This is a genomic window from Zobellia roscoffensis (assembly GCF_015330165.1).
Taxonomy (GTDB): Bacteria; Bacteroidota; Bacteroidia; order Flavobacteriales; family Flavobacteriaceae; genus Zobellia; species Zobellia roscoffensis.
This window is the reverse complement of record NZ_JADDXT010000002.1, coordinates 2,533,520-2,546,274: the sequence shown is the minus strand read 5'-3', so window position 1 is coordinate 2,546,274 and position 12,755 is coordinate 2,533,520. Positions and strand designations below refer to the sequence as shown.

Sequence of the window (12,755 nt, the reverse complement as noted above, 5' to 3'; positions counted from 1 at the left end):
GGCTTAGTTTCAGAATTTAGCCCTGCTGGCATAAATTGCGATTAAAAACTATAGTTCAACAAACTGTTATCTTATGAAAAACCAAACTTACAAAACGGGTTTGCTACTGCTTTTATTGATTTCCTTCATATCTTGTGATTCTGAAAGTAATTCGGATTCACCTGAGGAACCCGCAACTGAACTATCATTATCTGAAAACCTAGTTGGGGAGTGGATTTTGATCAATTACTATGACGATTCCTATTTTGTACAAGACCAATATGGCATTATTGAACAAATCGTAAACGAAGAAACAGACTATGGAATCCAATTTACCGACAATCCTAAAGAGATAAGGACAAATGGCTTTTTGAGATATACTCGGGAAAAGTATGAAATTATAGATGGAGAAAAAATTACGGAACCAGCAGGTATAAATTTCTGGGACGGTGATGAAGGAGAAGGTTTACATACCGGAGAATGGAAAATTGAAGACGGAATCCTAATCACCAATGACGTGAGCCCTCAGGAAGGAATCGAGTATTCTATCATTTCTTCGATAGAATTATCAGGTGATAACTTAAAACTGACATTAGACAACTCTCAATTTGGTTCACATCTAACTGGAGAAATAACAATCGAGTACCGAAAAAAATAAAACGTTGTACAATAACTAAGCATTCGTGCGGTCGGTACGACCGAGCATGAATGTGGTGTTGAACTACACCGGGTTCCTGGCCGCGTTGTTCCCTATGGCTACTTTAGGGCAAAACCGCAAGATCTATGTATATTTATGAAGTCGCTAAATCTTATAGATTTCGCTTTGACCAAAAAAGAAAAAGCAAAACAATAAGCTTTAGCTTCGTGCACAGAAGGAAACGAAAAGTTTCCTTAGTACCTCGCTACGCTTGAGCCTTGACCGTTGCCGTGCATTCAAGTAGAACAAAAAAACTATGGAAATGGAAAGAATAACTGTAAAAACTTCTGTTCAATCTGACATGGACAAAGTTTGGGAATATTGGACAAAACCAAAACACATCACAAATTGGAATTTTGCCACTGACGAATGGTGTTGCCCGAGTGCTGAAAACGACCCGAAACAAAACGGAAAATTCTCTTGGCGAATGGAGGCAAAAGACGGAAGTATGGGGTTTGACTTTACTGGAACCTATGACAATGTAATTGAAAAAGAACTGATTTCTTACAAAATGCCGGACGGCAGAAAGGTTGACATTGAATTTACCCATAAGGGAGAAGAAGTAATTGTAAGCGAAACTTTTGACGCAGAAGGAACAAATACGGACGAACAACAGAGAGCTGGCTGGCAAGCCATACTCGAGAATTTCAAAAAATATGCGGAATCAAAATAAAGAACTAAAAATGGGCGAAACAATTCTATATAAGTCAGTTTCGGAATACTTCAACGCTCAATCCGAACCTACCAAAGTAGCTCTATTAGGACTTGAAGAATGTATATTAAGCGTTGAGCCAAATGCAACCATACTTATAAACTACAACATTCCGGCTTATGCTTTGGTCAAAAACGGAAAAAGGGAACAACAAATAATGATTGCAGGATATGAAAAACACGTTGGACTTTACCCACATCCAACAACTATGGAAAATTTTGAACCTGAACTTACAAAATATAAAAGAGGAAAAGGTTCTGTTCAGTTTCCTTTAAACAAACCTTTACCGAAAGGCTTGATTATCCGAATGATAAAATACAGAAAAGAACTATTAACCAAATAAAAATGACACACCAAAGAGGTGTCCTATGAAAAGTTCTAGCCAATTCTCTACAATTAATTCCTATTTTCCTTTTAGTGCAACTTGCTCGTTCCCCTATTTAAGCCTATTGTTACGTATCTACGCTAATGCCTAAGTATCTGCAAAAAAAGTGTAAACCTGAACGATGATATCTCTATTTATTGTCTAGCCCAACCACTAAATCACCATTCCGTTTAAACTAATTCATTATTCTAAATACCTTATCTTCAACTTAAGAAACAAACATACAAGCCAGACAGTTGGCTACAATAAGAACAAATGAAAATCGCATATATACTCTTTGACCAAATAACTCTTTTGGACTTTATTGGTTTTTATGACCCCATAAAAAATATAAAGACCAAAGGATTTATGGAAAATTTAAACTGGGATTTGTGTGCCACTAAAAAATCGATAAAGGATAGCTTTGGAATGGAAATTATCGTCGATAAAATTAAACCTCATTTATCCGATTATGATATGATAGTTGTACCTGGCGGCTATGGGACAAGAAAACTACAATACAATACAGAGTTCATTGAATGGCTGAGAACTGGAGAAAATGCCCACTATATAATTTCAATTTGCACAGGTAGTTTATTAATTGGAGCTGCTGGATTTTTGGAAAACAAAACTGCAACGACTAACTTTAATGAATATAAATCATTGAAAAAGTACTGCGGCAAAGTTGCTCAAGTAAGAATTGTTGACGACAATAACACCATAACAGCCGGAGCAGTTGCATCCTCTTTAGATTTGGGATTATACGTCACTGAAAAACTTATTGGAAAAGAGAAAACAGAAGAAATACGAATTGGAATGGACTATCATCCAGAAAAATTTGAAATAATGACCGTATAGGTTTTAAGTCTTAAGACCTATACTTAAATTTTCAGCTGTAGCCTTATTTCTCCGGTTGTTACCAAATTCACAAAATAACTGTTAATGTTCTTTTTACGAAGATATTGTGTACCAAAAGTTACCCTGCTATTTAGCTAGATAGGTTATTTTTGCATACACAATCCTATCTTATGGAAGACATGATTTTTTATGATAGACTGCAGTTTGCTTTTACTATCACTTTCCACTATATATTTCCCCAATTAACGATGGGACTATCGTTAATGATAGTCTATTTTAAATACAGATACCTCAGAAACAAAATTGAAAAGTACAATGATGCCGCAAAATTTTTCATGAAAATTTTTGCCATTAATTTTACTATGGGCGTTGTTACGGGAATTCCTTTGGAGTTTCAATTTGGCACCAATTGGGCTAAATTTTCGGAGCTAACAGGGGGCATAATAGGCCAGACTTTGGCCATGGAGGGAATGTTCTCTTTCTTCTTGGAGTCTTCTTTTTTAGCCCTATTTATTTTTGGCGAAAAATTAATGGGACAAAAACTACATCTCTTAACCGGTTTCCTTGTATTCTTAGGCTCTTGGGCCAGCGGTTGGTTTATTTTGGCAACCAATGCCTGGATGCAGCATCCCGTAGGGTATGAAATACTGGATAACGGCAAATTTGTATTACAAAACTTCTCGGCTTTATTTAGTAACCCGTGGCTCCTTCCTGCTTTTTTACATAATCAGTTAGCCTCTGTTGTCACTTCTTCTTTTGTGGTAGCCAGCATAGGTGCTTTCTATGTTCTAAGAAATAAGCAAACGGAGTACGGTCAATTGTTTTTAAAAACCGGAGTGATTTTTGGTTTGGTTTCTAGCATTTTAGTGGCTTTTCCTACGGGAGATTGGAATGCAAAAAATGTGGCAAAATACCAACCTGCTGCCTTTGCCGCCATGGAAGGAATTTTTGAAACCGAAGAAGCCGGAGCGGAAATCGTTCTCGTTGGACAACCCAATATGGTCGAAAAAAAATTGGACAATAAAATTGCCGTCCCAAACATCCTTAGTTTTTTAACGCATCAAGAATGGGATAGGCAAATTCCCGGCATGGACCAATTTAAACAAGAGGAATTACCGGATAACATTCCCGCATTATATTATTCCTATCATATCATGGTTGGCCTTGGCACTATCTTTATTTGCTTGATGGCCTTAGCGGCGTTTCTATTATGGCGTAAAAAACTATACGTAGCAAAACCCTTACTTTGGGCCATTATGTTTATAGTTCCCTTTCCGTACATTGCCAATCTTACCGGTTGGTATACGGCAGAACTAGGTAGACAACCCTATTTGGTGTACGGCCTTTTAAGGACTACGGAAGGGGTTTCACCTTCTGTTTCATCAGGTAACACCTTATTTACTTTACTAGGTTTTGTGGCGCTATATATGCTTTTGGGCCTATTATTTTTAGTATTAGTGGGCAAAACCATAAACGAAGGTCCAAAACACCAAACACATTAAATTATGGAAACATTTTGGTTCATAGCAATTAGCATCGTACTGGTAATATTTTTTATCCTGGACGGATATGATTTTGGTGCAGGAATCATTCATCTATTTTTTGCAAAAACTGAAAAAGACAAAGAGGTTATCACCAAATCCGCAGGTTTATTTTGGGATTCCAATGAAGTATGGCTGGTTGCGGCCGGAGGAATGTTATTTATGGCTTTCCCCACATTCTACGCATCGGTCTTTAGCGGTTTTTACTTACCATTGATTATTGTGCTGTGGCTAATTATTTTTAGAGCTATCGGGCTAGAATTAAGAGGTCAGTTTAAATTTCAAATGTGGAAGGATATCTGGGACAAATCTTTTGGTCTTTCCAGCTTATTGCTCGCCCTATTTTTTGGGATTGCTCTAGGCAACATTGTTAGAGGCGTAAATTTAGGTGGTGTGGAAAATGGAGAATCTGCCTATGAGGGCCATTATTTCTTCTTGCCCTTATGGGACAGTAGTTTCAGCCCGTTGAGCAAAACACCGGGAATCATAGATTGGTTTACCATTATCATAGGTTTAATTGCGGTAGTCACCTTAGCCATTCATGGCGCTAATTGGATTATCCTAAAAACAAACTCCTCTATAAATTCCTATTTAAAGAACATTATTTTTAAGTTGAATATTAGCCTTGCCGTACTTACCATAATTTCCTTAGCGGTATGGAATATGGTCAACCCCAACTCATTCAACAACTTTGGCCACAAGCCCTATTTGCTAATATTCCCATGTATTTATTTGGCAGGATTAATCGGACTTTTCTTTATTAAGAAATTAAAAAAAGACATTCACGCTTTTACATTATCCACCCTTTTAATAGTTGGCGGTATTACATCATCATTAGCTTCTCTTTTTCCGGTAATTCTTCCTTCGGTGAACACTATCCATGAACCCTTAACTATATACAATACATCCGCATCAGAATATGGCCTGTCCGTAGCCATGAACTGGGCTCTTATTGGCTTTATACTTCTTATAATTTATGCCATTGTTCAAAAAAGATTGATGGCCGGAAAAATTGATCATATGGATTACGGCCATTAACATCCATTCATATGACAGATACCTTAATTTCTCTCCTAAGCATATTGATCGGTATAACTGGGGCATATAGTACGGCAAGGATTTTTAAAAAATATTCCTTTGGCATTATAGGAAATACCATTGCTGGGGTATTTGGCAGCATTCTGTTCATAAAATCTTTTGGCCGGTTAGGCTTTAACCCACAATCTATCATGGAATTTGGGGAATTCCATCTTACCCTGTTTATTATAAATCTTGTTGTTTCGTTTTTAGGCGGAAGCCTTACCGTTATTTTAATTTCAAAACTGAAACACAAAATGAACAGAAGCTAGTAAAATACACAAGCAACTGCGAAACAACACATTACTAATCCTTTTTTTTTAAAGTACAATACTTACTGAACCGTACTTTTCTGGCTTCTATTTAAAATAACAATGGGGAAAGACCGGTTATTTTTAAAGCGAAATAAAAAATCAATCTTCTCAGATTTTAGACAGTAAAATCACCTACTGGTTCCACATTTACCATTTTTACCATCATTTTGATCAAATTATAGCTTCGGACATACGTGACCTTTGCAGCAATAAATAATTTAAAACTAAAATGATGAAACACTTAAAATTAAACTTTTGGATTCTTGCGTTATTTACGGCGCTATTTATTTCGTGTAATGATGATGATGATGATGATGATGATGATGCCAGCGCTGAGCCAGATACTATAGAATTCGCTGCTGCACCTTCTAGTTCCTTAGTTACGACTGGAACAGTAGACGTAATTACAGAAAACACAGTGCGGTACCATATTATTAATTTTACAGATGCCCCGTATACCGTAACCGTAGTAGAAACAGAAAACAATATTGTTATTGTAGATTTAGGTCCCGCTCCCGATTTTGCAGTGGAACTGCAAGCGTATGTGGACGTAATTAACAAACCCGGTGCGGTAATCATTACCCATAATCATGGTGATCACTATGGCGGAGCAGGTAACTTTACGGACTTAGACTTTTTCGCCGAAAGCACTGTTGCCGATCAGTTAAATAATACGGATGACTTTACTGCCTTATATCCAAACGCCGTAACCGGTGTTAGCGGTAGCCAAACTATTGGTGATTTAGACTTCTCCTTTGACAAAGTTTCCAATGCCGAAACCGGAGAAAATGGATACATCTACAATGAAGAACACAAGGTTCTATTTTCAGGAGACCTCATATATAACCTAGCCCATATTTACCTAAGAGAGTATACTCCTAACGAAGGTGAAGACGAAGTAGACAACTGGATCGCAGGATTAAATGTGTTGAAAACCAACTTTTCAGACTACAATCATGTATTTGTTGGCCATAACGGTTCGCGCTCGGATATAGCTTCTGCAATTGATGAGAATATAGAGTACTTAGAGAATGCCCAAGCCATCATTAAAGGCACCCAAACAATAACCGGAGGAGAAACTGCTACCACACATCAGCAGGTTATTGATGAGCTTCAGGTCCTTTACCCTACCTATAAAGAAGGAGGTCTTCTTCTATCTCTTCCAGATGCATTCTTTCCTGGAGACCCAGGCGCAGATTGGTTTTAATTTTTTATTAAAGTTCCCCCATTTTAATAATGAATAACTAAACACAATAATTATGAAAATTAAGTTAGTAGTACTCGCATTTATAGGTTTGCTCTTTTCTAGTTTCAAAAGTGAACAAAAAAGAATGGACACCGTGTTAGAGGTCACCAGTTTTAACCTAAAAACTACGGCAAGCGAACAAGAATTCAACAAGTTAGATGCTGAAGTTCAAAACAATTTCACCAGTAAACAACCGGGATTTATTAGACGCCAAAGTGGTGTTGACGAGAATGGTAAATATGTAGTAATCGTATACTGGAAATCGCTTGCAGACGCCAAAGCTTCTATGGATAAATTTATGAAAGACCCCTCTGTTGCCACATATGCAGGAATGATAGAAGGTTCTACAATGAAAATGTCTCGTTTTACAATTTCGGATGAGTTTACGGCCCATAACAGCACGTTTACAGAAGTTATGACTTTTAACACAAAAAAAGAAACCGACATAACCGCTTTCAACAAAATAAACAAAAAAGTAGAAACAGGGTTTACCAATAAGCAAAAAGGTTTTTTACAACGTATTACGGGCTCTAACGAGGTCGGAGAGCAAGTAGTGGTAGTATATTGGGACACAAAGAAAAACTCTGATGCCGTACTAGCTGATTTCATGAATGCCCCTATTGCCAAAAGTTTTATGGGAATGATGGATCAATCCAGTATAGATATGATCCGATACCAGTCACTACAATCTTTAAAAAACGTAGAATTAACCAAGAAAGATAAAGTAGTTGCCTTGCTAAACAGCTTTAATACGGGAGACCAAACACCTATATCCTATATAAACCCAAATAAATACATTCAGCATAACTTAGGGGTTGCAGATGGTTTGCAAGGATTTGGAGCTCTAATGCAAAATGCACCTAAAGGTGGTTTTAAAGCGGATATTAAACGTGCTTTTCAAGATGGTAATTACGTTTTTACACAGACCAAGTATGACTTTTTCGGCCCAAAAGCAGGGTTCGATATTTTTCGTTTTGAAGATGACCTAATTGTAGAACATTGGGATAATTTATTACCAGTACAAAAACTCAATCCAAGCGGTAGAACTCAATTTGATGGAGCTACTGCACTCACGGATTTAGATAAAACGGAAGCCAACAAAGCTGTGGTAAGAGGGTTCATTCAGAACGTATTACTCGATCATCAGATGGATCAAGTAGCTACCTATATTAACCCTAAAGAATATATTCAGCATAATCCCGCTGTAGCAGATGGTTTGGATGGTTTTGGAGCTGCAATGAAATCATTTGCTGAAAATGGATGGGTTATGGAGTACGATACTTTACATATGGTATTGGGCCAAGGAAACTTTGTGCTAAGCGTTAGCGAAGGTAAATTTGGCAAAGGAGATCCTACAGCATATTATGATTTATTCAGACTAGAAAACGGACTTATAGTGGAACATTGGGATGTTATCGCCCCCATTCCACCAGCAGCTGAATGGAAAAATGATAATGGTAAATTTTAATAAAAGATACTATTGATTAACCCAAAAAGGAATAGCAATACTATTGCTGTTCCTTTTTTTAATACCTACGTAACATGATTACAGCACAACAGAAACAAATAAAAATCACTTTAGATGAACTTTATACAGACGCCAAGAACGACCAGAGGAGATTAATGAAAAGTTTTGCGAAGAACGTTTTCAGACCTATGCAGCCCGTAGATTTTAAAGATGTCTACCTCTCAATAACTAAACGACAAGGAGAAGAGTTAATTGAAATCATAAAAGAGAATAGGATAAAGAACGTAATAGAGTTTGGAACTTCTTTCGGTATATCTACATTGTTTTTGGCACATGGTGTCATAGAAAATGAGGGTAAAATAATTACCACTGAACTGATTGAATCGAAAGCACAAAGAGCAATTGAAAATTTCAAAAATGCAGGTGTAGATAACCTAATAGAAGTTAGAGTGGGCAATGCCCTAGAAACCTTAGAAAACTACAACCAAAAGATAGATTTACTATTTTTAGATGGCTGGAAAAATTTGTACCTCCCATTGTTCCAGATGCTAGAACCAAACTTCCACAGCAAAACCTTAATTTATGTGGATAATGCAGACATGGCGGAATCCCAGGATTTTTTAAAAGAGATCAGCAAAGACAGCTATCAGTTTCAAAATAAATACCAAGGTAAAGTAGTTTTAATTACTAGGAAGTAGTGGCCAGCCTTAGCTAAGCAATGCTTTTTAAAATTGATATTAAGTCATCATCGGGAGCCATTTAGACGACTAGACTAAGGTGATATTGCATTATCTTTATCGCTTTAAAACCTTTTCATGTCCTATACCCTATTATCCTCTCCTTTACAAGGCTTTACAGATGCCACTTTTCGTAATGCCCAACAAAAATTCTTTGGAGGGATAGACACCTATTATGCACCATACATCCGGTTTAATAGAAAGATGATCATAAAGGGCTCCTACCAACGTGATCTGAATCCTGAGGTGAATACCAACTTAGAGCTTATACCACAGGTAATGACAGCGGACGTTGAGCATTTTTTATTTGTCATTAAGTACATTCAGTCTTTAGGGTATAAAGAACTGAACTGGAACTTAGGCTGCCCCTACCCTATGGTCACCAATAGCGGAATGGGTTCTGGGCTTATATGCAACACCGAAAAAATAGACCACATTTTAGACCGCGCCCATAGCGAAACCAATGTTACCATTTCTATGAAAATGCGTTTGGGGTATGAGAATAGCTCGGAAATATTAGATGCTTTTGCCATACTTGACAAGTACCCGCTTAAAAATATTGCCATTCATGCACGTTTGGGAAAGCAATTATACAAAGGTGGTGTTGATCTAGAGGCTTTTCAGAAGTGTATAGATGTGGCCAAACATACCTTATACTATAACGGCGATATAACTACAGTAGCGCAGTTTAAAGCTATGCGCGAACGTTTTCCTTCCATTGAGCACTTTATGATTGGCCGTGGTCTTATAGCCGACCCATTTTTACCGAGTATGATAAAAGCCGATACCACAGAATACCCTGTGAAACGATGGGATATTTTTAGGGAGTTTCACGATACGATATATCAGCAGTATGATGCCGTACTCTCTGGCCCCACACCAATAAAAATGAAGATGCTTGGGTTTTGGGAGTTTTTCTCCCAGTCTACACATAACCCCCAGAAAGTATACAAAGCCATTAAGAAAGCAGGGAACCCAATGAAATACCGTCAAGCTGTTGGTGAAATTGTGGCGGCTCAGAAACGCAATGTTACTAGATAAAGTACATTCACGTATTTTATTTAAGTGCCAACTTCCCCTATTCTAAACCGGCACACTCCTTTTAAAAAAAAGCCCCTTAAACCTAATGTTTAAAGAGCTTTGGATAAAATTGTGACCCCGGCAGGATTCAAACCTGCAACCCTCAGAGCCGAAATCTGATGCGCTATTCAGTTGCGCCACGAGGCCAATTTTATGCTAACTTTTTCTTTACTATGGCAGAAATGGTTTTCCCATCTGCTTGTCCGGCCAATTCTTTGGATACCATACCCATAACCTTGCCCATATCTTTCACTCCCGATGCTCCAGTAGCATCTATAGTCTGTACGACTACTTTTTCTATTTCTTCTTCTGTAAGCTGTTCCGGTAAAAACTGTTCAAGAACTGCTATCTGAGCCAATTCTGGCTCCGCAAGATCTTCTCTACCTTGATCTTTAAATATGGTAGCACTGTCTTTACGTTGCTTTACAAGCTTCTGAACCAGTTGAATCTCATCATCTTCGGTCAATTCTTCATCCGTTCCACTAGTCTGTGCCATAAGCAGGGCAGATTTAATGGCGCGAAGCGATTCCAAAGCAACCGTATCCTTTGCTTTCATTGCCGCTTTCATCTGCTCCATTACCTTTTGTTGTAAGCCCATGCCTTTTTTATTTAGGACTGCGAAGATAAAAAATAAACCCGAAAAAAAATTAATTTTTTCGGGTTTAAGCTTGAGTTAGTTAAGTTTACTTTAAAATCTTTAATCTACATTATCGTGTAGAAAAGAATTGTTAGAACGCAATCTAATTTCATCGTTACTATCCTCTCCTAACGTGGTTCTTGAAACCTTGCTTTCTTCTCTTCTAGCATCACTTAAATCAATACCTTGGCGCTTGTAAGCTGGTTCTTTTTCAATTTCATCAATACTGCTTACGCTGTTCTGAAATTTATAGTTGAAATCTTTTAGTTTCCTTCTTCTTTCGTCTGCTCTCTCCCTTAACAATTCGTCTATCGGACTGTTCATAGGGTCTACCTCTACAGGCGCTTCACTTTGCGCTACTTCAACACGCTTCACCTCCATTGTAGGTTCCTCTCTAACAACTGGTTGTGGTTTCGGCTGTGGCTTTGGAGCTGGAGTTGGTTTTGGAGCTGGCTTAGCATTCGTAAGCTCATCTTCAACTTCCATATAATCATCTAGACTATAACGTTTCTCTCCTTCTTCATTATATTCCATAACGGGAATAACCTCTACCGGACTCGTAACATCAATATCCTTAACATCCTCATCAAGACTAAATGTGATTACGTTGTCTTGCTCTTCTTCAACTTCTTCTTTCTTAGCAAATGGCATATCAAAGCTCATCGTAATTTGCTCCTCTTTTAACGCATCATAAGACACGGTCATAGGATCAACAACCTCTATATCATTAATAGAATCTTGTGCATTTACGATTACAAAATCATCTTCTGAGGGGCTCACCTCTGCTACTTCTTCTAAAACTTCTTCGTAAAAAACATTAAAGTTTTTAATATAGCTGGTGGTTTCGATTAAATCCATACCCGGCTCCTCTTGCACATCTTCCTCAAGGGTATGCTTAATTACCGGTGGTTCTTCCTTTACTTTTTCAATTGGCAATTGATGAACTACATTCTTTCTTGCCATTAAATCATGCTGAGCGCGTTGCTCATCCTCCAACGTATGAATGATTTTTTTTGTTTCGGTATTTACGATCTCATCTTGTTGGTCAACATCAAAACCCGTAGCAATAATTGTTACGGCAATAGCTTCTCCTAAATCCTCATCTTCACCTACACCCATAATGATGTTGGCACCATGACCAGCTTCCACTTGAATGTAATCATTGATTTCACCTATCTCATCAATAGTAATTTCTTGAGAACCGGAAACGATAAGCAATAACACGTTTTTAGCACCACTAATCTTGTTATCGTTCAATAACGGTGAATCCAATGCCTTTGTAATAGCTTCATGTGCTCTTGCCGAACCTGTTGCCTGCGCAGAACCCATTATGGCCGTACCACTATTAGAAAGTACTGTTTTAGCATCTCTAAGGTCAATATTCTGAGTGTAATGGTGTGTAATTACTTCTGCAATACCTCTAGCCGCCGTAGATAATACTTCATCCGCTTTAGAGAAACCGGCTTTAAAACCTAAGTTTCCATATACTTCACGAAGCTTGTTGTTATTTATAACAATTAATGAATCTACATTAGCACGTAATTTTTCAATTCCTATACGTGCTTGTTCGCAACGCATTTTACCTTCAAACTCAAAAGGCATGGTAACGATGCCCACGGTAAGCACGTCCAATTCTTTTGCTTGTTTTGCGATAACAGGAGCAGCACCAGTACCGGTACCACCACCCATACCAGCGGTAATAAATATCATTTTGGTAGTAGTGGCCAACATCTGTTTGATCTCCTCCATACTTTCCAAAGCGGCCTGTTCACCTACCTCAGGGTTGGCACCAGCACCCAAACCTTCTGTTAATGAAACCCCTAATTGTATTTTTGTAGGCACAGAACTATTGTTCAATGCTTGTGAATCTGTATTACATATTACAAAATCCACTCCGTTGATTCCGGACTGAAACATGTGGTTGATTGCATTACTACCACCGCCTCCTACGCCAATTACTTTAATTACATTGCTTTGATTCTTTGGAAGATCGAAAGATATTCCATCAAATTCCGTGTTGTTGTTCATAGTGTATTTTATTACTG

General features: G+C 37.8%; 13 protein-coding genes and 1 tRNA gene. 11 read left to right on the top strand and 3 right to left on the bottom strand.

What is annotated here, in order from left to right; translation table 11 throughout:
* Positions 1-73 precede the first annotated feature (73 nt).
* The 11 genes from IWC72_RS10695 to IWC72_RS10645 all read left to right on the top strand — a co-directional run bounded on the left by IWC72_RS10695 (position 74) and on the right by IWC72_RS10645 (position 10,034).
* On the top strand, positions 74-637 hold the full coding sequence (locus tag IWC72_RS10695; RefSeq protein WP_194529766.1) for a hypothetical protein: 564 nt from the start codon (positions 74-76) through the stop codon (positions 635-637).
* 301 nt (positions 638-938) lie between these two features.
* Positions 939-1,349, top strand: a complete 411-nt coding sequence (locus IWC72_RS10690; RefSeq protein ID WP_226979542.1) for an SRPBCC family protein — start codon at positions 939-941, stop codon at positions 1,347-1,349.
* Positions 1,350-1,359: 10 nt separating this feature from the next.
* Positions 1,360-1,731: an iron chaperone gene (locus tag IWC72_RS10685; RefSeq protein WP_194529764.1), complete on the top strand. Its 372-nt coding sequence runs from the start codon at positions 1,360-1,362 to the stop codon at positions 1,729-1,731.
* Positions 1,732-2,028: 297 nt separating this feature from the next.
* Positions 2,029-2,610, top strand: coding sequence for a DJ-1/PfpI family protein (locus IWC72_RS10680; RefSeq protein WP_194529763.1), 582 nt, complete (start codon positions 2,029-2,031; stop codon positions 2,608-2,610).
* A gap of 170 nt (positions 2,611-2,780) precedes the next feature.
* A complete protein-coding gene (locus tag IWC72_RS10675) occupies positions 2,781-4,112 on the top strand; it encodes a cytochrome ubiquinol oxidase subunit I (RefSeq protein ID WP_194529762.1) in 1,332 nt (443 codons plus the stop codon).
* A 3-nt stretch (positions 4,113-4,115) separates the two neighbouring features.
* Complete coding sequence (cydB, locus tag IWC72_RS10670) at positions 4,116-5,189, top strand: cytochrome d ubiquinol oxidase subunit II (protein ID WP_194529761.1); 1,074 nt, start codon at positions 4,116-4,118, stop codon at positions 5,187-5,189.
* 11 nt (positions 5,190-5,200) lie between these two features.
* Positions 5,201-5,500 (top strand): hypothetical protein, encoded by a 300-nt coding sequence (locus IWC72_RS10665; protein WP_194529760.1) that lies wholly within the window; start codon positions 5,201-5,203, stop codon positions 5,498-5,500.
* A gap of 274 nt (positions 5,501-5,774) precedes the next feature.
* Positions 5,775-6,749, top strand: a complete 975-nt coding sequence (locus IWC72_RS10660; RefSeq protein WP_194529759.1) for an MBL fold metallo-hydrolase — start codon at positions 5,775-5,777, stop codon at positions 6,747-6,749.
* Between the two features lie 52 nt (positions 6,750-6,801).
* Positions 6,802-8,256 carry a nuclear transport factor 2 family protein gene (locus tag IWC72_RS20285; protein ID WP_226979541.1) on the top strand — a complete coding sequence of 485 codons (1,455 nt, stop codon included), beginning with the start codon at positions 6,802-6,804 and terminating at the stop codon, positions 8,254-8,256.
* 74 nt (positions 8,257-8,330) lie between these two features.
* Entirely contained in the window at positions 8,331-8,954 is a 624-nt protein-coding gene (locus IWC72_RS10650; RefSeq protein WP_194529758.1) for an O-methyltransferase, read from the top strand.
* A gap of 117 nt (positions 8,955-9,071) precedes the next feature.
* Complete coding sequence (locus IWC72_RS10645; protein WP_194526186.1) at positions 9,072-10,034, top strand: tRNA dihydrouridine synthase; 963 nt, start codon at positions 9,072-9,074, stop codon at positions 10,032-10,034.
* A 112-nt stretch (positions 10,035-10,146) separates the two neighbouring features.
* On the opposite strand, the gene IWC72_RS10640 is transcribed toward IWC72_RS10645, so the two are convergent.
* The 3 genes from IWC72_RS10640 to ftsZ all read right to left on the bottom strand — a co-directional run bounded on the left by IWC72_RS10640 (position 10,147) and on the right by ftsZ (position 12,738).
* A tRNA-Arg gene (locus tag IWC72_RS10640) sits at positions 10,147-10,220 on the bottom strand.
* A 4-nt stretch (positions 10,221-10,224) separates the two neighbouring features.
* Positions 10,225-10,671 carry a GatB/YqeY domain-containing protein gene (locus IWC72_RS10635; RefSeq protein WP_194529757.1) on the bottom strand — a complete coding sequence of 149 codons (447 nt, stop codon included), beginning with the start codon at positions 10,669-10,671 and terminating at the stop codon, positions 10,225-10,227.
* Between the two features lie 99 nt (positions 10,672-10,770).
* Positions 10,771-12,738, bottom strand: coding sequence for a cell division protein FtsZ (ftsZ, locus tag IWC72_RS10630; RefSeq protein WP_194526184.1), 1,968 nt, complete (start codon positions 12,736-12,738; stop codon positions 10,771-10,773).
* Positions 12,739-12,755: the final 17 nt, after the last annotated feature.